Annotated in this window: 14 protein-coding genes; 1 reads left to right on the top strand and 13 read right to left on the bottom strand. The window is 70.3% G+C overall.

Going from position 1 to position 21,155, the window contains the following annotated elements:
* Nucleotides 1-17: 17 nt before the first annotated feature.
* The 7 genes from V6S85_RS13070 to V6S85_RS13100 form a co-directional block, all read right to left on the bottom strand.
* Complete coding sequence (locus tag V6S85_RS13070) at nt 18-1,787, bottom strand: CIA30 family protein (RefSeq protein WP_334349145.1); 1,770 nt, start codon at nt 1,785-1,787, stop codon at nt 18-20.
* Nucleotides 1,788-1,835: 48 nt separating this feature from the next.
* Nucleotides 1,836-4,343: a zinc-dependent metalloprotease gene (locus V6S85_RS13075; protein WP_334349146.1), complete on the bottom strand. Its 2,508-nt coding sequence runs from the start codon at nt 4,341-4,343 to the stop codon at nt 1,836-1,838.
* An 88-nt stretch (nt 4,344-4,431) separates the two neighbouring features.
* Nucleotides 4,432-4,572, bottom strand: a complete 141-nt coding sequence (locus V6S85_RS13080; protein WP_334349147.1) for a hypothetical protein — start codon at nt 4,570-4,572, stop codon at nt 4,432-4,434.
* Nucleotides 4,569-5,837: an RICIN domain-containing protein gene (locus tag V6S85_RS13085; RefSeq protein WP_334349148.1), complete on the bottom strand. Its 1,269-nt coding sequence runs from the start codon at nt 5,835-5,837 to the stop codon at nt 4,569-4,571. The genes V6S85_RS13080 and V6S85_RS13085 overlap by 4 nt, the downstream gene beginning before the upstream one ends.
* A gap of 310 nt (nt 5,838-6,147) precedes the next feature.
* Nucleotides 6,148-7,911, bottom strand: a complete 1,764-nt coding sequence (locus V6S85_RS13090; RefSeq protein WP_334349150.1) for an adenylate/guanylate cyclase domain-containing protein — start codon at nt 7,909-7,911, stop codon at nt 6,148-6,150.
* Nucleotides 7,898-8,314, bottom strand: coding sequence for a hypothetical protein (locus V6S85_RS13095; protein WP_116564160.1), 417 nt, complete (start codon nt 8,312-8,314; stop codon nt 7,898-7,900). The genes V6S85_RS13090 and V6S85_RS13095 overlap by 14 nt, the downstream gene beginning before the upstream one ends.
* A gap of 23 nt (nt 8,315-8,337) precedes the next feature.
* Nucleotides 8,338-10,362 carry a toll/interleukin-1 receptor domain-containing protein gene (locus V6S85_RS13100; protein WP_116564158.1) on the bottom strand — a complete coding sequence of 675 codons (2,025 nt, stop codon included), beginning with the start codon at nt 10,360-10,362 and terminating at the stop codon, nt 8,338-8,340.
* 44 nt (nt 10,363-10,406) lie between these two features.
* Here V6S85_RS13100 and V6S85_RS13105 point away from each other — a divergent pair, with 44 nt between their 5' ends.
* Entirely contained in the window at nt 10,407-11,174 is a 768-nt protein-coding gene (locus V6S85_RS13105) for a Crp/Fnr family transcriptional regulator (protein ID WP_243410444.1), read from the top strand.
* Here the strand turns inward: V6S85_RS13105 and treF are convergent.
* The 6 genes from treF to ligD all read right to left on the bottom strand — a co-directional run bounded on the left by treF (nt 11,171) and on the right by ligD (nt 21,037).
* Complete coding sequence (gene treF / locus V6S85_RS13110) at nt 11,171-12,739, bottom strand: alpha,alpha-trehalase TreF (RefSeq protein WP_334349151.1); 1,569 nt, start codon at nt 12,737-12,739, stop codon at nt 11,171-11,173. The genes V6S85_RS13105 and treF overlap by 4 nt on opposite strands.
* 89 nt (nt 12,740-12,828) lie before the next feature.
* Nucleotides 12,829-15,402, bottom strand: a complete 2,574-nt coding sequence (locus tag V6S85_RS13115; protein WP_334349153.1) for a TonB-dependent receptor — start codon at nt 15,400-15,402, stop codon at nt 12,829-12,831.
* Between the two features lie 59 nt (nt 15,403-15,461).
* Entirely contained in the window at nt 15,462-16,565 is a 1,104-nt protein-coding gene (locus V6S85_RS13120; RefSeq protein ID WP_334349154.1) for a FecR family protein, read from the bottom strand.
* On the bottom strand, nt 16,562-17,038 hold the full coding sequence (locus V6S85_RS13125; protein WP_334349155.1) for an RNA polymerase sigma factor: 477 nt from the start codon (nt 17,036-17,038) through the stop codon (nt 16,562-16,564). The genes V6S85_RS13120 and V6S85_RS13125 overlap by 4 nt, the downstream gene beginning before the upstream one ends.
* Nucleotides 17,039-17,151: 113 nt before the next feature.
* Nucleotides 17,152-18,177 (bottom strand): acyltransferase family protein, encoded by a 1,026-nt coding sequence (locus V6S85_RS13130; RefSeq protein WP_334349156.1) that lies wholly within the window; start codon nt 18,175-18,177, stop codon nt 17,152-17,154.
* 232 nt (nt 18,178-18,409) lie between these two features.
* Nucleotides 18,410-21,037, bottom strand: a complete 2,628-nt coding sequence (gene ligD / locus V6S85_RS13135) for a DNA ligase D (protein WP_334349157.1) — start codon at nt 21,035-21,037, stop codon at nt 18,410-18,412.
* Nucleotides 21,038-21,155 lie beyond the last annotated feature (118 nt).

The raw sequence follows: 21,155 nt of genomic DNA on the forward strand, positions 1-21,155 counted from the left end.
CGCCACGCCCTCCCCGGCTAGTAGAAAGTCACGTCGTCGAGCTCGAACCACAGCTTGGCGCCGGCCGGACGCTCGCCCTCGACGCCGACCTGCAGGAGATCGGTTCCGGTGAAGGCGGCCTTTTCCCGCCCCGCCGGCTTGAAGGCCGTAAACGGCAGTTCGACGGTCTTCCACTGCGAGCCGGCCTCGACCTTGGTCGTCCAGCGGCCGGTCGCGCCCACCAGACTGACGACATAGGCGCCGCCATCGCCGCGCACGGCGAGCTTGAGACCCTTGAAGGCCGTGGCGTCGGTGGGAACCACCGAGCCGCGGGTCAGGGGCAGCAACACGCCGGCCGAGGCGTCGTCCTTGGTGGCCATGCGAGCGCCGACGCTCAGAACCTTGCCGCCAGCTTCGCGCTCGATGACCTGCGACACCTCCAGGCTGCGGTCGCGGCCGCCGTCGAAGTCGTCCAGCCGCAGCGTGTCGAGGCTGGTGCGGCCGTCGGCGCGCTCGAAGTCGTCGACCAGGGCCTGGGCCTTCACCGCCGGCGGAGCGATGCGGTCGTTGGCGGCCGAGCGCTTGGCGCCCGGGCCGTAGGACAGCTTGCCGTCGATGAAGACGCGCTCGACCTTGCGGATGTCGGAAATGGTTTCCCACGGCTTGCCCGCAACCAGCACAAAGTCGGCGCGCTTGCCCGCCTCCAGCGTGCCGCGATCGGCCAGCTGGTTCATGGCCCTGGCGCTACCCGCGGCGCCGATGATCAGGGCCTGGGTCGGCGTCAGGCCGGCCTGCACCAGAAGCTCCAGCTCGCGCAGGGTCGAGGAACCGTGCGGCGTGCCCGTCATGCCCGCGTCGGTGCCCAGCGCCAGCGGCACGCCGGCGTCGAACAGCGCCTTGGCGTTGGAAAGGGCGTAGCCGAACTTCAGGCGGCTCTGGCGCGCGCGCGGGCTGTCGGGATCGGCCGGCGGCTTGGCGCCGGGCTTGACCGGTTCATAGACCGCCAGGGTCGGGGCGTAGAACAGGCCCGAGGCCTTGATGGAAGCGATCGTGTCCGCATCCAGCGGCGCATCCTGAAGGCTGTGGGCGATGACGTCGACGCCGCTGCTGGCCGCGACCTTGCCCTGCTCGACCGTGACCGTGTGGGTCAGGACCTTCAGCCCGTACTTGTGGGCGGTCTCGGTCAGGGCCTTCAGGGTCCAGGCGTCCATGGTGGTGTTGTCGGGCGCCGAGCCGTAGCGCCAGCCGTCGGTGAAGGCCTTGATGGCGTCGGGCTTGTAGGCGGCGATCGCCTCGACGGCGGCCCGAGCCCCTTCCGGCGTGTCGACCCAGCGGGTGGTCGCCTGGTCGGCCCAGTCGGCGCCATGGCCGCCCGGCGTGCTGATGCGGGCGACGAAGTTGACGTAGGGCGCGGTCAGGGTCCCGAGCCAGGCCCGGCGCGGCGCGAAGCTCTCTGGCTGCTGATGGAAGTCGTTCACCGAGGTGACGCCGGCGGCGACATAGGCGTCGGCGATCTTAGGCGTGACGTCGGGAACGCCGTTGGGCGTCCAGTGGGTGTGGACATCGAACAGGCCGGGGATCAGGGCCTCGCCCTTGGCGTCGACGATCGTCGCTCCCTTGGGCGCCTTGACCTTCGGGCCGACCGCCAGGATCCGCCCATTGTCGACCACCAGCGTCCCGCGATACGGCGCCGCGCCCGTGGCGTCGAAGATCTCGGCATTGACCACCGCCAGCGGCTGGGCGGCCGCCATGGCGGTCGAAAGCGCGGCGGCGCAGAGGCCGCCGAGCAGGATGCGGGCGCGGGTCATGGGCGGTCGTCCTCGTTCGAAACGGGCGCTTTCAGACGCGCCCGTTCCTCATGACGAACCAGGCGCGCAAAACCAGCAGTCCTCCCCGCCGATCGGCATGCCGGGCGGCAAGGTTTCCACCGCGCCGCTACGCGGAGCGGCCAGGGCCTTGCGATCGCCGGAGGTCAGCAGGCGCGAGATGCGGGCGGCCTGGTCGGCCTCCGCCCCCTGCCCCTTCCAGCCGGCCAGGGTCTTGGCGTAGCGCAGCAGGGCCGCGTCGACCTGGGCGGCGGCGGTGGGCGACAGGGTCTTGTCGTCGAGCACGGCGACGAGATCGCCGACCAGGCGCGCACGCACCCGGCGGCGCAGCTCGCCGGTGCGCCCCTCGGCCTGCGGACCGCCGGGCGCCACGGCGGCCAGAAGGGCGTCGACCGTCTCGGTGACGTCCAACTGGCCCGCGTCGCGGCGCTTCTGTTCGACCAGGCGGTTCAGGCGCGCCGGGGTCAGCAGCAGCGACAGCGGCAGGTCGGCGGCGGTCTCGGCGGCCGTCGGCAGGTCGAACACCGACGCGCCCGAGGTCGGGAAGATCTCGATGGCGTAGGCCTTGTCGCGCGAGCCGGACATGCCCGACGACAGCAGAGACAGCAGCGGATCGGGCAGGTCCAGCGCCGCCGGATCCAGCGTGCGGACCAGGGCGGCCAGGGCGCGGCGCTGGTCAGGGGCCGGCGTGGCGGGCGCGGCCTCGCGACCATCGCCGACCACCGCATAGCCGTAGTCGACCCCGCCGACGAACTTCACCGCCGCTTCGACCTGGTAGCGATGGAAGAGGTAGATCGGCACGAGCGCCCGACGCAGATCGGCGGCGGGCGAGCCGGCCGGCACGCTGTTCAGGCCGAAACGCGACAGGGCGATACGACGCACGGCCATGACGTTGTCGAGCTCGACCACCGGATCGGCGCCGTTGTCCCACAGCGCCCCGTACGGCTGAGCCGAGGCCGCGCCCCGGGCGTCGGCGTCGGAGACGTAGCGATAGCCCTTGGCCTGGGCGTCGCGGGCCAGCTTGTCGAGGCGCGCGGCCTCGTCGCTTCCCGGCGCGCCCTCGGAGTAGAGCCAGTCGATGGCGAAGGCGTCCCACGCCCCCACGCCCTTGGCGTAGGCGTCCGAAAGGTCGAGGCGGTCGCCGTCTACCTTCACCAGCGGCGCGGGGTAGTCCATCACCGAGGCGCGGCCGTAAACGCTGCCAGCGAAATTGTGCGACAGGCCGATGGCGTGGCCGATCTCGTGGGCGGAAAGCTGGCGGATACGGTTCAGCGCGATCTGGATCGGATCATCCGGACCGCCCTTGCCCGTCCTGTCCGCGCCCAGCAGCCCTTCGAAGATCATCCGGTCCTGGCGGATGCGCAGCGAGCCCAGTTGGACCACGCCGCGCACGATCTCGCCGGTGCGCGGATCGACGACCGTCGTGCCGGTGGACCAGCCGCGCGTCTGGCGGTGAATCCAGTTCACGACGTTGTAGCGGGCGTCCATCGGATCGACGCCCTCGGGCAGCGACTCCACGCGGAAGGCGTCGATGTAGCCGGCGGCCTCGAAGGCCTGGTTCCACCAGCGCCCGCCCTCGACGAGTGCGCTTCGCACCGGCTCGGGCGCGCCACGGTCGACATAGAAGACGATCGGCTTCTTGACCGGCGATTTCGCGGCCGTCGGGTCGGTCTTCTCCAGGCGGAAGCGGCGCACCAGGCGCTGCACGGTCGGCTGGTCGAGACCGACGGCGTAGTCGGCGAACAGGACCTGGGCCGAAGTGCCAGTGCGTGGATCGAAGGCGCGTGGCGTGAAGCCCGGCCCCGGCAGGCGGATGAAGCTGTGATGGACGCCGAAGGTCACGGCCCGGGCGTCGGGAACGATGCCCGAGACCTCGCCGCCCGGATCGTCGGCCGTGAAGGTCTGGCGGGTCTCGAACTCGAGATTGTCGGGGAACACGCCGACATGGCTAAGATCGACATAGCTGAGCGTCGGCGCGGCCTTGAAGCCGCCCTGCTTGGCGTCCTTCAGCGAGCCTGTGATGTTGAAGGCGTCGCGCAGCAGGAAGCCGGCCAGATCGACGCTGAAGCCGCCGTCGGGCGCCTCGCTCGCCACCTCGCCTGACCAGACCACCGAGCCGGGGAAGCTGTCGCGCACCGTGCGCTGCTCCTCGGCAGTGCCGCCGATGGCGCGGAAGCCGAAGTTCTCGAACTCGGCCAGCACGCGCTTGCCGACACGGCGGAAGACCAGCACCTGGGTGTCGCCCGTGGCGGCGCGGTCGAGCCCGACGGGCGTGGCGCCGAGACCGCCGCTGAGGCTAGGCTGATAGAGGAAGCGACCCGAGATCCCGTCGGCGTCCGGCGCCGGCAGCGTGACCAGCACCGCGCCCTTGGCCGCGTCGGTCTTGACCGGCAGCAGGCTGGCCGTGGTTGCGGGCGCGGCGGCGGCGGCCGGAGCCGTGGCGGCGATCGCCGGAGCGACGGACAGCGCCATGGCGGTCAACGCGCTCGCCACCGCCAGGGCGCGCAGCGACGCGCCGCCGAAGTCCGATTTCCTCATCTGCCCCTCCGATTCCCGCTCAAGTCGCGGCGGGCGACGGTTTCGCCCCGGGCCAGCGCAGGCAAGCCTCTTTTTGCTGGAACGGGCCTCAGCGGATCTCGCGGGCCAAGGCGCGGGCGACCAGCTCGCCGGCCTGCCTGCAACGATCCAGCGACGGGCGCCGGCTTTCGATCGGACGTGGCTCGGTCCTAAGGCGATCAGGCTGCGGCTGGGCGGAAAGATGGATCATGAGCCGGCCGTGTCGAAAGCCCGCGCCTCGGCCTCGAACTCGGCCAGGGCCGCCTCGGCGGCGTCGGCCATCCGGCTCCAGCCGAGAAGGACGGCGTCCAGATCCGGCGTCGCGGCCTCGGGCGCGGCGAGCCCCGCCTCCAAGTCGTCGATCACCGCGTTCCAGTCGCCGCGCAGGCCCCGCACGCCGGCCACGGTCGCGGCCAATCCAGCCGCCGGGGCGACGATGTCGTGCAGGGCGATCTCACGGCGGCTGCGCGGCGGGGGACTGAACGTCCATTGCTGCGCCGGCAGGCCCGTCTTCTCCCACAGGCGCAGCGGCGCGCCGGCCTGCACCTCGGCGACGTCGAGCGCGTGCCCCGGAAAGGCGATGTTCTCCAGCGTCGCGCCCTGGCGAGGCGGCGCCCGGAAGAGATCGGCGCCGGTCGGCAGGTCTTCCTGCCCGCCCACCCGAGGCGGCGGCCCCTCGCTGATCAGCGGGAAACCGAACGGCGTCGAGGCGTTGGCCAGCGTCCAAAGCTTGTCGTCGGCGGTGATGTGCAGGCGCAGCGACGGATCGGCGGCCGATCGAAGGCGATGGGCGTCGGCGGCCTGGTCGAGCTGAAGGCGCCAGAACTGGCGAGCGGCGCCGCCCTTGACCGGCTCCAGGTGCGCCACGCCGTCATCGTCGTAGGACAGGCACAGCTCCGGCGCCTCGCGCAGCGAGATCCGCACCGCCGGGTCGCGCTCGAAGGCGGCGAAGGCCGCGGCGAAGGCGCCGGCGCGAGTAGCGAAACCGCGCATCGCCGCGGCCAGGGCGGTGGCGCGGTCGGCGCGCATGCGGATCTGCAGGCGCAGCGCCTCCAGCGCAGCGCCCCGATCGCCGGTCAGCACCTGCCGATAAAGGGACGGCGCGACGTCACGGCCATAAGACACCAGATCGCGGGCGAAGGCGGCCATGCCAAGCTGGAGATCCAGACCCTGCCCTTCCAGCACCGCGTCCAGGTCGGTCCAGACGGAAAGCAGGCGTTGGGCCTCGGCGCACAGTTCGCCCGCCTCGACGGCGCGACCGCCGCGTCGCGGTTCCAGGGCCGAGCCGACCACTTCCCCCAGAAAGTCGACGATGTCGCGACGCTGGCGTGAAGCGCGCAACGTGGCGCGGGTTTCGGCTGCGACACGGCCGAGCGCGGCGACGTCGCGCCAATCGGCCAGGCCGAGATCGAACAGATTTCCGGATTGCGCGGAACGGCCGCTGGCGTCGCCGGCGAAGAGCAGAAGCCCGTTCATCGCCAGCCCCGCGGCTCAAGCCGTCGGTCCTCGATGCTTCGCAACGCCGCTACTCCACTCTGGGGTCGGCGATGGGCCGCTCGCGAGCGTCACGAGCGGCCCCCGCCCCGCATGCGAAGAGCCCCCCAAGACTTCCTCGCGCGCCAATGGCCTGGGAAACCCGGAGCCATCATGGCGCGACGGCTCCGGGTCCCTGATCGTTGGACGTCCGCTCTGGAGGCTTTTCGGCCCGGCCGTCCTTGATCTGCGACAGAATGTCCCAAGCCCTACAGCCCCGCTGTGCAATTTTTCACAGGGGGTCCGGTGAGCTTCAGCGGCGCGAAAGATTGAAGATCGAAACCGGCGGGAAGCTCTTGCGAGGCGTCGTTCGACCAACGTAGCCACAGCGGTACTGGTCGGCATGGCGCGTGGCCAGTATGCCGGCCATGGCCTCGCTGACATAGGCCGCGCCCGGGGCCACGTCGGGCTCGATGCGGGCGGCGACGACCACGTGGGCGCCGACCACCGCCTGGGCTCCGGTGATCGGGTTCACCCGCAGGTGCACCGGCCCGTAGTGCCCCCCGATCCGCAATGCCAGGTGACGCGGCAGGCCGCGCGCCCGCAAGTTCAGGCGGCGATGGGCCTCCAGCAGGACGAGCGCGGCTTCGGCGGCGTCCGACGGTTGGTCGAACACGAGGAACACGCCGTCGCCCCAGGTCTCCACATGCTCGGGCGGCGCGGCGAGACCGGCTATGGCCTCCGCCATGCCCGCCATGACGACCTCGAAGAAGGCCGGCACCTGGGCGTCGTGCAGGGCTCCGAAGCCGCGGACGTCGATGAACAGCATCGCCTTGACGCCGCGCTCGCCCGCCTCGGTCGCCGCGACGGCGGCAGGCGCATCGGGCGCGGGGCGCTCGAAGGGCAGGATCGACTGAGGCCGTCCGGTCTCGCGCCAGTAGGCGACGTCGGCGCCGGCGCCGGCCGGACCCGCGGCCGCCCGTCCGTCCCAAACGGCGACCTGCACCGCCCGGGTCGACAGGCCCTCGGCCCGCAGGATCGCACAGCCGATCGCGAAACGGCTGGCGTAGGCGAAGACCTCGTCGTCGCCGGCATAGGGGTCGCGGGCGGCGAACCGCACCGAGGCGGCCCTCGCCAGGCAGGCCTCGAACCGCCCGACCCAATGCTCGCCGAACGGCCGCACCGAAGTCTCGGCATAGGAGGCCAGAGCCAGCGGCGTGACGACATGCAGCTCCGCCCCCGCCGCCAGCAGGGTCTCGGCCCACAGGATGTCGGCGCCTGCGGCCAGGCCGCCATAGCCGAAACCAATCTTCTGCGCCCTCACGAGATCGGCCATCCTGGCCTTGAGCGCGACGTCATCGCCGGCCTCGCGCGCGACGAACATGTGGCCCGTGAAGTGGGCCGTCGCGGGCGGACGAAGGATTTCCAGCCAGGCGGCCGGCGCGCCGATCTCGGCGGCGATCATCGACAGCTGGCGCAGGGTCGAGGCATGGGCCGACAGGCTGCCCGGCGCGCCGGCGACGGCGGCCTCCAGCATCCCGGCGGCCTCGGCCCGTCGCCCCAGGAGAAACAGCGCCTCGGCTCGACTGGCGCGGTCGAAGTAACCAGCCTCGCCGTTCGCGGCCACGCCGGCGGCGTCGAGGGCGGCGGCCGCCAGTTCGGCGGTCCGCCCGACATCACCGGCCAGCAGGCTCATGGTGGCGGCGTTGACCAGGCCATAACGGCCACCGCCATTGAGCGCGGCGGCGACATAGGCGCGCGCGGAGGCGCGGGAGAAGGCCCGCCGGCGCGGACCATCGGCCGCCAGGGCCACGTCCTTCAGCAGGCGAGCCCCCAGCGACAGGGCTTCGGGATCGTCGGAGGTGGAGAGGCCCAGGCGCACGAACTCGGCGCGGGCGAAGTCGGTGGCGCCGGCGCGGGCCAGCGAAAGCACGGCCGCATGGGCCAGCGGGAGCGAGCTTTTATCCTCGTCGAGCGCCCGGCGCGCCAGATCGTAGGCGGAAAGGTGCTCGCCGCGCCGAAGCAGCGCGGCGAGCTCGTCGAAGGACGCTTCGGCGCTCAGCTTAGGCGCCGACACCGTTTTCGATCAGCGGGTCCAGGTCGATCGGCTGACCCAGGCCGTCGTGCATGAACAGGCTGTAGACGAAGATGCCCATGCGCTTGCACTCGTAGATCACCTTGAACTGCGAGTACGGAACCGGCTCTTCCGCGCCCGGCGGGATGTAGTTGGTCCAGTAGTAGCTGGAGAAGTTCTGGCCCCAGTCGTTCTCGAACGAGATCGGGGTCGGCTGGAAGCCCCAGCCCTTGGAGAGCAGGTCGTCGCTGAGGCGGAACTGCAGGACGCAGCGCTGCTTCAGGTCCAGGTCGAGCGGCTCGGGCGGGCTCGGGAACAGGTCCATGAAGCTGAGGTTGCCATCGAAGCCAACGATGATGTCGATGACCAGATCCGGCTCGGGATTGGCGCCGTTGTGGCTGAGCATAGAAAATTCCCCCTGTAGGCGAGTTAACCTAGAGATGAATCGCGTGAGAACGCAACGAAGTCGGGTCTCGCATAACCGTGTAAACGAAGTTTGTTCACTATGGCCGACGCCTCGGAAATTCGTCCCAGGCTATGCAGGGCCCGGGCGAGGACGTCGAGTTTCTCGGGCGAGAGGCTGTCGCGACGCGGGCCCAGGAAGCCGATGACCTGATCCGCCCTGCCCTGTTTCAGGTAGGCCAGGCTGAGCAGCCAGTCCTCGATTTCGGCGTCGCCCTTCTTGCCGGTTCGCCTGGCGAGCGACTGCTCGATCTCGCGCGCCGCGGCCTTGGCGGCCTCAGGCTTGCCGTCGATCTCGGCCAGCCGGATCGCCTGCACCCGCAGCTTTCCGCTGAGCCGCGCCATCCAGACATAGACCTCGGGATTGAGCGCCCGCAGCCGCTCGATTCGGCGCTCCGCCTCGGCATGGGCCGCGCGCGCGGTCGCCAGGTCGCCGGCGACGAAGGCGACGTCGAAGGCGTCCAGCTCCACATTGGCGGCATAGTCCAGCCAGGTGGCGTTCTCCGGGTCCAGGGCGGTCAGGTCACGGAAACCGCGCCGCGCTCCGTCGACCAGCCGGCGCGCCTCGTCGACGCGCCCCATGTCCAGGGCCCGACGCGCCAGGGCCAGTTGGCCGGCATAGAGCTTGGCGGTCATCGGCCGGTTCTCGGGATCCTTCTTCAGAAGGCCCGCGACGATGGACTGGGCGATCGCGCGCTGCTCGTAGGCCTTGTCCACCTGCCCCAACCGATAATGGGCGTCCGACAGCCAGGCATGGACGTCGGCGAGGTCCTTCATCGGCTGGACGGCGCCAGGCGAGGCCTTGGCGGCGGCCTCGAAGCGGACGCGGGCGTCGTCGAACACGACCAGCGCGTCCTTGCTGCGCCCCTCGCCCAGCAGCAGGGTTCCGAGGTTGTTGCGGGCGTAGGCGACTTCCATCCTCCACTCGACATTGCTCGGATCGAGTTTCGTCAGCCGCTCGGCCAGTTCGCCATAGCGGCGGAACCCGGCCTCGGCGTCAGCGATCCGCGCCAGCCGCCAGTCGACATAGGCCAGCCAGAAGACGTTCTGAGCGTGGTCGTAGAGGCGCGCCCCGTCCTGCGGGTTGCGATTCGACAGCGCTTCGGAGGTCAGGGCGGCCTGCGAGAACGCCTGGCGGGCGCCCTTCAGGTCGCCGCGCTTGTCGCGGATCTCGCCGAGCAGGGTCTGGGCCTTGGCCTGCTGCGACAGGTCTTCGTCGTCGAGGTCGCGAGCGTCGACATGGGCGTAGTGCGCCAGGGCCCGCGCGCCGACGCCGTCGAGCACGTCCAAGCGCCCCACCGGCTCGAGCTTCTTGCGCAGGTCGCCCAGCATGTAGGCCACCAGGTCCTCGGCCTCGGCGCGCTGGGCCTCGGCCTCTCGACGGGCGTCGAAGGCGACCACCGCCAGCGCTCCGGTGACGACGGCGACGCCGAGCGCGCCCGCCGTGGTCGCCGCCATCCAGCGCGAACGCCGACGGGCGTCGCGTTGGATCAGGTTGTCGAGCCGCACGCCCAGCAGGGTGGCGGCCACCTTCAGGAAGGCCAGGCGCCGGCCGTCTCCACCAGGCCGCAGATCGGCGGCCAGCGGTTCGCCGCCAGGCGGAAAGGCCTCGCGCAGCACCGGCGGCAGGCAGTCGATGACCTCGCCGCCTCCCTCGGGCGCATCGACCAGAACGCAGATCACCCGTTGTGGACCGTGCGTCGACAGGAAGTGGCTGATCTCCTCGCCGACCCAGCGCGAACGCCGCGAGGCCTCGGAGCAGACGACGATCAGGTGCTCGGATCGGTCCAGGGCCTCGCGAATCGCTCCGCCCAGGTCGGCCGCGGCCGAAAGCTCGGCGCGGTCACGGAAGATCGGGCGCAGCGGACGCGCGTCCGCCGGCCCCACGCCCCTTGGCGGGCGATAGGCCTCCAGCCTCTTGTGCAGCCAATCGACGAGCTTGCCGTCGCCATGGCTGTAGCTGATGAAGGCCTTGTAGTTTAAGTCCCCCATTGCCCCCTCGACTCTCCCCGTACGCGAACTCAGGAGCGGCGATTATGGACTCTTCCGCGAGCGCCGCCACCGCTGGCGCTTCGAATGCGACGGGCTTTGGCGATCAGGCCTCCCGTCTTCAGGCCCTGGCCGGCTGCCGGCTGCTGCGCCACATGGCCACCGCCGAGGTCGAAGCCCTGACCTCGCGCATCGAAATCCTGTCCGTGCGCCGCGGCGCGCGCCTCGTGCAGCGGCACGATCCGGGCGGCGCGATCTATGTCGTCGTGCAGGGCCTCTTGCTGGTGAACCAGTACGCCCGCTCGGGGCGCGAGGTCGGCTACCGCCGGCTGCAGCCGGGCTCCTATTTCGGCGAGATCGCCGCCATCGACCGCCTGCCGCGCTCGGCCAACGTCACGGCGCTGACCGAAGCGGTGGTCGGCCGCCTGCCCGAGCCGCTGGTCGCCGAGCTGATGGCAGGCTCGCCCAACTTCACCCGCGCGGTGATGGAGGACCTGGCGGCCATGGTGCGGGCGCTGAGCAGCCGGGTGTTCGAGCTGAACGCCGTCTCCGCCCCCTGTCGCGTGCAGATGGAGCTGCTGCGCCTGGCCACCGACGTCGGCATCGAGGACAATCGCGCGGTGCTGGTGCGCGCGCCCACCCACGCCGAGATCGCCGTCCTGGCCGGCGCCCAGCGCGAAGCCGTGACCCGCGAGCTGAACCGGCTGGAGACCCGCAACCTGATCGCCAAGCAGGGGCGCACCCTGACCATCCTCGACATCGACGGCCTGGTCGCCGAGATCGAGCGCCTGGGCGGGGACGAGCCGGAACTCTAGTTCCCGCTCTCCTGCAGGGCGCGGGTCACGCCGTTGGTCCAGCCGAAGCCGTCCTGCAGCGGATACTCCCCGCCTCCGCCGGCCTTGGCCTCCTCGACATCGTACTTCTCCAGCATCTTGCCGCTGGCCCGGTACTCGCGCTCGACCGTGGCCAGCCAGCGCGTGGAGACATCGGCCGCCAGCTGGGTCTCGCCGTAGCGACGCAGGCCAGCGACGGCCACCCACTGCAGCGGCGCCCAGCCGTTGGGCGTATCCCACTGCTGGCCCGTGCGGCGGGTGGTGGTGCGCAGGCCGCCCGACGCCAGCAACTGGGCGCGGGTCGCGCCCGCCACCGCCCTGGCCTGATCCGGAGAGGCCGCGCCGACGAACAGCGGATAGAGGGTCGCGGCGCTCAAGGCGTCGATCCGCTCGCCGCCGGTCCACAGCCAGTCGAGATAGACCCCGCGCGAGGCGTCCCAAAGCACCGCGTCCATCGCCGTCCTGCGGGCCTTGGCGCGGCCGTCGAACTCGGCGACGCAGGCCGCATCGGCGATGCGGGCGCAGCCGGCCGAGATCGCGACCTCCAGGCCGTACATCAGGCTGTTGAGGTCGACCGGAACGATCGCCGTGGTGCGAATGGTCTTCAGGTGTTCGCCGTCGGCCATCCAGCGCGACGAGAAGTCCCAGCCGCTCTCGGCCCCGGCCCGCAGGTCGCGGAACACCTCGGCGGGCGGCCGCCCCGTGGCCAGGGACGCCTGGCGGGCGGTCTCCAGGTCCTCGCGGTAGGACTCGTCACGCGGCGTGACGCGGTCGTCGTAGTAGCGGTTCAGCACCGCCCCGCCCGGCAGGGCGACGACACGGCGATGCGCCTTGCCCGCCGCGATCGTTTTCTCGCCGTCCATCCAGAAGGCGTGCTCGCGCCTCATCAGGTCGACGCGGGCCTTGACCACCGCTGGATCGGTCGCCTCCGACAGGCCGACCATGGCGTAGAAGAACGGCGGCTGCGAGCGGCTGAGATAGTAGGTGCGCGCGCCGTTGGGGATGTGGCCGTAGGCGTCGATCAGACCGCCGAAGTCGTCGATCATGTTCTCGACCAGGTCCGAACGCCCGTCGAGCTTCAGGCCCAGCATCGTGAAGTAGCTGTCCCAGTAGTAGATCTCGCGAAAGCGCCCGCCGGGCACGACGAAGGGCTTGTCCATCGCCAGGGCCGAACCGCCGGCCACCGGCTTCACCGCATCCCGGGTCAGGTGCGGCCAAAGCTGCGCGACGTGAGCCTTCAGCGTCGTGCGCTCGGCGCTGGGCGCGGGCGCGGCCCCGGCCTCGGGCACGACGAAGTTGGCGCGCACGAAGCGCTTCAGCTCGGCGTCGGTGAAGCGGGCGTGGGCGCGATAGGCCTTCAGGATAGCGGCCGGGTCGCGCCGGGGCGTGGCGTCGACGAAGGTCTTGCCGTCGGGAAACAGCCGCCGGGTCTGCACCTGGTGGAACAGCTCCTGGTAGGTGTCCGCCGGCGTCTGGGCCACGGCGAACGACGTGAGGGCCGTCCAGGCCGCTGCGGAAACGACGGCGAGCAGGCGGGCGCGGATCATCGGGGCCTCATCGAAAAAAGACGCGGGCCAGCAGGGAGGAAGGCCGGCCCGCGCGCAGGGTCTGTTGCAGGTCAGAACCCGCGAGATCGTCAGAAGTTGTAGCCGACGCTCAGCCGCACAGAGCGGCCAAGGATCGGACGAGCGTTGGCGCCGCTGGTCGAGCGCGGGTCGCCTTCGGTCAGGCCGTGGCTGTCGGTGAGATTGTCGGCGGCGATCTGCACGTCGAACTGGGCGACGCGGAAGATCGCGCCGAGATCCAGCTTCTCGTAGCCCTTCAGCACCTGGGTGTTGGCGTTGTCGCCATAGCGGTCGTCGACCGCGCTGAGCGTGCCGTAGAAGGTGGCGTCCACCGCGCCCAAGGTCACGTCCCAGCTGGGCGTGAAACGGACCTGCCAGTCGGGCTGGCGCTGAGCGCTGTTGCCGGCGTTGGCAGGGATCGAGGACTGCTTGATCTCGGTCTTCTGGAAGGTGCCGTTCAGCGCCAGCGACAGGCCGAAGTCCGACCGCCAGCGGCCGTCGAGCTCGACGCCGTGGGCCTTGTTGGTGTTGCTTTCCTGGATGCCGCCGACGTCGGCGAACTTGGCGCCCTTGAACTCGTTGGCGAAGCCGGTGGCATAGAGCTCGAACGGCCCGCTGCGCAGCTTGTAGCCCAGTTCGTACTGGTCGACCTTCAGGGTGTCGGTCAGGTTTTCGCGGAAGTTGTCGAAGCTGGGGAACTTGTAGCCCCGCGAATAGCGCACGAAGACGCCCGACACGTCGTTGAGGTCATAGTTGGCGCCGACCGTGTAGGAGGTCTTGCTCTGGCTGTAGTCGGTGGTGCGGATGGCCAGGCCATCCGGATAGCCGTTGCCGTCGTCGACCACGTAGTCGGTCTTGAAGCGCTCGCGACGCAGGCCGAGGTCGATGCGCAGGGCTTCGGTGGCCTGCCAGGCGTCGGCCAGGTAGAGCGCATCCACCCGCCCGTCGCCGGCCGAGACCAGGCCGTAGTTCCAGCAGCCCGTACCGCTGCCGGCCGTCGCCAGGTTGGCGCAGCTGACATTGGCGGCCAGGTAGTCGCCGTTGGCCTTCACCTGCATCGGCCGGAAGTTGCCGATGGTCCAGAAGTCGTCCGACGAGAAGCTGGAGGCGTAGTAGCCGGCCGAGACCTCGTGGGTCCCGAAGGCCTTGGAAACGCTGAAGTCGTTGGTCAGCGCCTCGATCTCCTTCTCGACGATCCAGGCGCCCCAGGCCTGCACGTAGTCGTTGGCGCCCAGCGTGGTCCCGCCGCGCGTCACCACCGGTCCGCCGATGACGGTCGCCACCGACGAGGCCGTCACCGCCCCGCCGTCTGGCACCAGGCCGTAGGTGTTGGCGTCGCCCTTGGTGAAGCTGAAGCGGTCGCGCACCGTCCAGCCGTCGCCGAAGTCGTGCTCGAAGCTGCCGCCCGCGACATAGCCCTTCCAGCCGCGGCCGTCGGCCAGGTCGAAGCTGCGGGTCGCGCCATTGGCGTGCACCTGCAGGGTCTGGTGGCGCGAAAGCTCGCCCAGCTGGGTGTAGGTCCCCTTGTCGACGCCAGGCACGTTGATGGCGAACGGCAGGTACCAGGCGCCGTGGTCGTCGGTGGCGCGGGCGTAGAGGTTGATCTTGCCGTTCTCCAGCTTCTTGGTGAGGTTCACCGTGAACTGCTGGCCCTTCTCGCTGTCGAACTGGGTGTCGCGCACGCCCGGCGAGCGGGTGACGTAGCCGCCGACCATGAAGAACAGGTCGTCGGCCAGCTTGCCGCTGACCACGCCATCGACGCGACGCAGGCCGTAGTCGGAGGTCGAGGCCTTCACCAGGCCCTTGGTCTCCTCGCCGCCCTCCTTGAGCATGAAGTTGGTCGTCAGGCCCGGCTGGCCGTTGGAAAAGATCGGGTTGGGGCCGCCGCGCAGCGCCTCCATCCGCGAGATCGTTTCGTCGACGCGGAAGATCGACGAGTTCTCGAGGAACGACAGGGTGGACGGCGGATAGATCGGCGCGCCCTGCAGCTGGATGGTCAGGAACTCGGCGTCGCCGGTGGCCGGGAAGCCGCGCACGAAGACGTTGGCGCCGGCCACGCCGCCCGAGGTCTCGACCCAGACGCCGGGCACCAGGGCCAGCAGTTCGGCGCTCGACTTGGGCGAGGCCTTGGTGATGTCGGCGGCGTTGATGGTGCTGACCGCGAAGCTGGCCGACAGCTTGTCGATGCCCGCGCCGCCGGGGGTGCCGACGACGATGACTTCCTCGACCTCGGACGGCGTCTCGGGCTGAACCGGGGGCTCGGCGGCGACGGCCGGCGAGGCCTGGGCCGTGGCGCTGGCGGCGACCAGCAGGCTGCGGCCGCGGATGGCGTAGACGCCGCTGGCGGTGGGCTGGGCTGCCATGTCGGAGCCGGCCAGCAGGCGCTTGAGGCCCTCATCGGCGGAATAGCTGCCCTTCAGGCCGGTGCTGCGCTTGCCGCGCAGCTGGGTCTCGTCGAAGGCCAGCTGCTGGCCCGACACGCGACCGAAGGCGCGCAGGGCGCCGCCCAGGTCCTGGGCCGGAATGTCGAAGCTGTATGTGGCGCGCGCCTGGGCGTAGCCGGCGGTCGGCGCGATCAGGGCCGCCAGGACGGCGGCGGCGGTGGTGGAGCCCCAGACGAGGCGGCGGTCGAAGCTCTTGCGCATCACTTCCCTCCCTCGCGCCGATCATTGTTCTTTGGCGGCGCTTTGGTCAGTGAGACGCCTCAGTCCGCGGAAGACTCACCAGCGCCGCTGATCTTTTTTTGCCCCCGGTCGTTTTGTCCCCGGTCGATCCGCAGCACCGTTTCGCCCGAAGCCGGCTCGGCCCGCACCGGCAGAACGGCCGTGACGCCGTCGACGAAGGCGCGCGTGTCGCCCGAGGTGAAGACGCCGCTGATCTTCAGCCGGCCCACGGCCGGATCGGCGATCCGCAGCTTCTCGCGCGCGTAGCGGTTCACCCGCTCGACGGCGAGGTCCATGGGCTCGTCCTGGAACACCAGCTGGCCGCTCTCCCAAGAGGCGGCGCGAGACGGGTCGGTGGCCGAGACAACCGTGGTCCCGAAAGTCGTCGAGGCGACCAGTTCATGGTCCGGCGTCAGCAGGCGTTCGGCCGGCGCGCCGTCGACCTTCAGCGAAGGCGGCGGACGGCCGCGACCGCCCTCTCCGTCCAGCACGGCCACGTGGCCCTCGTAGAGCACCACGCGCATCTGGCCCGGCAGGCGCTCGACGCTGAACGTCGTGCCCGTGGCGACCACCAGCTTGCCGTCGGCGGCCACCGAGAACGGCCGCAGCGGATCCTTGGCCACCGAGAACTTGGCGCGCCCCTCGTCCAGCCACAGCCGGCGACGCCCGCCGTCGTAGCGCACGCGCAGCACGGTGGCCGCATCCAGAGAGGCGCGCGAGCCGTCAGGCAGTTCGACGATGCGGCGCTCGCCCTCGGTGGTGCGATAGACGTCCGGCAGGCTGGCGCGCCAGGCAAGGCCGCCACCGGCCAGGGCCGCCGCAAGGCAGGCGGCGACGGCGCCGCCGATCACCGCGCGACGTCCAGGCCTGCGCGACCACCGCGCCTGCTGGGCCCGGCGCAGGTCTTCCAGCGCCTCGCCGCGCAGGGCGACCATGCCGGGGCTCATGGCCTGCTCGTCCACCGCGCGCCAGGCGCTGACCGCGTCGTCCAGCAAGGCGCGATGCTGCGGATCGGCGGCGAACCAGGCTTGCAGGTCGTCGTGCTCCGCCGGCGACAGCTCCCCCTCGGCCAGGCGCACGCACCAGGCAGCGGCTGCGTCCAGGGCCTCCTCGGCGGGCGTGTGGTTCATGTCGGGCCCGCTCATTCCCCGGCCCTCGTACGCTTGGTCAGGTGGCCCATGGCCTTGAGAATATGCTTCTGCACGCCACTGGTGGTCATGCCGTAAAGCTGCGCCAGCTCGGCCTGCTTCATGCCCTCCAGCCGGAACAGCAGGAAGATGGCGCGGGTGCGCTCGGGCAGTTCGCGCAATGCGTCTGACACCTCGCCCAGCCGCTCGCGCCCGATCAGCACACGGGCCGGATCGAGAGGCTCCAGGTCCAGTGGCTCGGCGCGGATCTCGGCGCTGTAGCTCGATCGGACGCGCTCGCGTCTCGCCCGGTCGCGCAGCAGGTTGGCGGCCATCTGGAAGATGTAGGCGTCGGCGTTGTCCATCGTGCGCTCGCCGTCGGACAGGGCCAGCTTGGCGAACAACTCCTGGGTCATGTCCTCGGCGTCGCTGTGGCTGGCCGCGCGGCGCATGAAGAACGCCATCAGCGCGGGCCGATAGCGCCGATCCAAGCTCCCCAGGTCCTGTTCACTCTTGGCCCGCACGGTCCGTCTCGATAGCTTTCCCGGAGTGCATGACGCACATCCTCGCCGGATGCACACCAGCGGGCGACGATTTTCTCGTCTCAGGTTCCGGTCAGTCGCTTGAGACGATCGCGCAGCGGCGTCTCCACCCAGCGCCAGGCGGTCCAGGAGGCCGTCGGCAGCACGAAGAAGGCCAGGACGCAGAACCACAGCGGCAGGTCGCGCTTCCAGCCGTCGGGATAGATCGAGATCATCACGTACCAGAACGCCCAGTGCAGGGCGTAGAGCGGATAGGACACCCCGCCCAGCCGCTCGCACAGCTTGGCCAGCCGACCGCCCGGATCATAGGCGCCCAGCAGCACCAAGACCGGGAAGAGCAAGGTCGAACAGGCGAAGTCGTAGAGGCCGTTGGCCACCGGGCTGGGCCACACCGGCAGGACCAGCACGACCAGCAGCAGCGCCGCCGGCAGCCAGGTCTTGCGGGCGGTGAAGGCGGCGCGATGGCGCCAGCACATCCAGCCGATGGCGAAGGGAAAGGCCGCGCGCAGCACGCCCAGACCGAAGGTCGCCTGGTCCCAGCCGGTCTGCAACCCGCCCATGCCGATGGCCACGAACAGCAGGGCCGCGCCCGACATCAGGATGAACATGATCACCGCCATGTCGGGCGCGCGGCGGAACGGATACCAGGCCAGGCTGACCAGCACCTCCAGGCACAGCGACCAGGCCAGCGGATTGAAGGGAAACAGCGACGGGAACGTCCCCGCCTCCATCGGCGCGAACTTGGGGATCAGCAGCAGGCCCTTGGCGAAATCGATCCAGGTCTCGGCGTCGCCCTTGCCGGTCAGCAGCGCGCCAGCGACCGTGGCGATGGCCAGCATCGGCCACACCCGCACCCAGCGGGCGACCAGGTACTTGCCGAACCCCATCCGGCGCTGCTCGAAGGCGTGGGCCAGCACGAAGCCGCTGAGGCAGAAGAAGAAATCGACCGCCAGGTAGCCGTGCGCGAAATGCCCGCGCCGCCCCGACCAGTCGGCGATGTGGTAGAGCAGCACCCCAAGGGCCGCGACGCCGCGCAGCCCGTCCAGGGCGGTGAACCGTCCTTCGTCCCTGGTCGCCGCGATCGTCACCCGATGGTGGTGTCACGATGCGGGGGCGCGGGGCAACCCTTTACCGCCCCACCCTTTTCGTCATCCCGGCCGCAGCGAAGCGAAGAGCCTGGACCCAGGAGCGGCCGCAAGGCGCCGGCTACTGCTTGCGGATCCAAACGTCGCGCCCGGTCCCATGGGTCCCTGGTCTGCGGCGCTTCGCGCCTTCGCCAGGGATGACGATGTTTGGGTGGGCGGCAAGTAAGGAGCCAAGCTACCCCAGCCGCCTGATCGCCGCCTTCAGGGGCCTCCCCGCCTCCGCGTAGTCGGCCCAGGCCGTGCTCTTGGCGATCAAATCCGGCGCTGTGCGGATCGTGAACCGCGTCGGATCCAGGCCCGCCTTCACCTGCGTCCAGTTCAGCGGCATCGACACCGTGGCCCCCGGCCGCGCCCGCGCCGACAGCGGGGCCACCGCCGTGCTGGTGCGGTCGTTGCGCAGGTAGTCGAGGAAGATCTTTCCGGCCCGCGCCTTCTTGCTCATGGTGATCAGGTAGCGGTCGGGCTCATCGGCGGCCATGCGGGCGCAGACCTCGCGGGCGAAGGCCTTGGCCTGGTCCCAGGGAACCTTGTCCGAAAGCGGCGTGACCACGTGCAGCCCCTTGCCGCCGGTGGTCTTGCAGAAGCTGACCAGCCCAAGCTCCTCCAGCCGGTCGCGCATCTCGCGGGCGGCGGCGATGACGTCCTCGAAGGTCAGCTCCGGCGCCGGGTCGAGGTCGAAGACCAGACGGCCGGCGACTTCCGGATCGCCCGGCTGGCAGTTCCAGGGGTGGATCTCGACAGCCGCGATCTGGGCGGCGGCGACCAGGGCCTCGACGCGGTCGAGCCTGATATAGGGCTGGCGGTCTCCATCCACCGTCACCGTCTCGATCAGCGACGACATCCCGCGCATCGCGTGGCGCTGGAAGAAGGTCTCGCCATCGATGCCGTCGGGCACGCGGATCACCGAGGCCGGACGTCCCTTGATGTGCGGCAGCATCCACTCGCCGACGACGGCGTAGTAGCGGGCCAGATCCAGCTTCGTCCCGGGCTCGCCGTCGCCGGCGTCTGGCCACAGCGGCTTGTCGGGCTTGGAGATCGGCACGCCCAGCACGACGCTTTCGGCCTTCGAGGCCGTCGCCTTCACGGCCTTGGGCGTCGGCTCGGCCAGTTCCGCCTGTGCGGCGGGCACGGCGTCGGCCTCGACCTCGGAAGCGGGCTTGTCCTCGCGCAGCCCCTTGAAAGCGGCCTGGCGGATCGCGCCCTCGCCGGTGAAGCCGGCGTACTCGACCTCGGCGACCAACTGCGGTTTCACCCAATGGATGTTGGCCGCCTTCCTCGGCGCGCCCTGCCCTTCGAACGGCGAGCGGTCTGTCTCCAGCGCCTTCAGCTTCGGCAGCAGCTTGGCCACCTTGTCCTTGCCGAAACCCGTGCCGATGCGGCCCACATGGACCAGCCTGCCGTCGCGCATCACCCCGGCGATCAGCGAGCGGAAAGCCGTTCCCGTCGTGGTCCAGCCGCCGATCACCACCTCGTGGCCAGCCCGGCACTTGGCCTTGGTCCAGGTCTCGCTGCGCCCCGAACGATAAGGGGCGTCGAGCCGCTTGGAGATGATGCCCTCCAGCTCCAGCTTGCAGGCCGACAGCAGCACCGCGTCGCCCGCCGTCTCGAAATGGTCGACATAACGCAGGCGGGGTTCGTCCTCGCCGAGCAGCGCCTTCAGCCGAGCCTTGCGCTCGCGCAGCGGCAGGCTCCGCAGGTCCTCGGCCCCTTCGAACAGCAGGTCGAAGGCGAAGAAGATGATCTCGCCCTCCCCGCCTTCGGCCAGGGCCGCCTGCAGGGCCGCGAAGTCGGGCTGGCCGGCCTCGTCCAACACCACCGCCTCGCCGTCGATGATCGCGTCGGGCAGGTCCGCGGCCGCCTCGGCGACCCCTGCGAACCGCTCGGTCCAGTCGAGGCCCTTGCGGGTTCTCAGCACGGCGCGGCCATCCTCGACGCACAATTGCAGGCGATAGCCGTCGAACTTGATCTCGTGCGCCCAGCCGGCGCCGGCCGGGGGGCGATCCACCGACTTGCACAGCTGAGGCTCGATGAAGCGTGGCATGGCGTCGGCCTTGGTCGCCCCGGCCTTCTTGGCCGGCGCGAAGCTGCGGTTTTCCTCGGCTTCCTTGGCTAGCGCGTCACGCTCGGCCTTGGTGCGCGATTTCCACACCGCGTCGGCCTTGCCCTTGGATTTCAGGATGAACGGCTTGGGTGATCTGCCCTTGCCCGCCGCGATATCCGCCATGCTGCGGCTCGAGGCGATCGAGCGGTCTTCCTCCAGGACGGCGTCTCCCTTTCCCGGCTTGGCCGCCCCGTCCTGGTGCTTGATCAGCAGCCAGTTGCTGCGCCTGCCTTTTCCGTCCTTGGCGTTGCGGTCGTGCTTCATGCGCACCAGCACCCAGCCGCCGTGCAGGCGCTCGCCCTCCAGCACGAATTTCAGCTCGCCCTTCTTCAGGGCCTTGCCGACGTCCTCGAAGCCGGGCTCGGGCGCCCAGTAGCCGCGATCCCACAGCTGCACCGTGCCGCCGCCGTACTGGCCCTTGGGGATCGTGCCCTCGAAGTCGCCGTAGTCGAGCGGATGGTCCTCGACCTCGACCGACAGCCGCTTGTCGGCCGGATCCAGCGACGGACCCTTGGTCACAGCCCAGGACTTCAGGACCCCGTCGACCTCCAGCCGGAAGTCGTAGTGCAGGCGCGTGGCGTCGTGCTTCTGGATGACGAATCGCAGGTGCGGCGCGGCCGCCACGGCGCGCTCGCCGCTGGGTTCGGCGGTCTTCTTGAAGTCGCGCTTGCGGCGGTATTCGGTGAGTTGCGACTGCGCCATTTTCCCGATCCCTGTCTGAAAACAAGAGTCTCCGAGCGCATGAACGGTTCCCCTCCGCGCTGTGACGTGTTTCAGTGGACCAATTGTCAATGACACCGGTTTCCATTAGAGACAGCGC

Origin of the sequence: Caulobacter sp. CCNWLW153, assembly GCF_036889365.1 — a bacterium.
GTDB lineage: Bacteria > Pseudomonadota > Alphaproteobacteria > Caulobacterales > Caulobacteraceae > Caulobacter > Caulobacter radicis.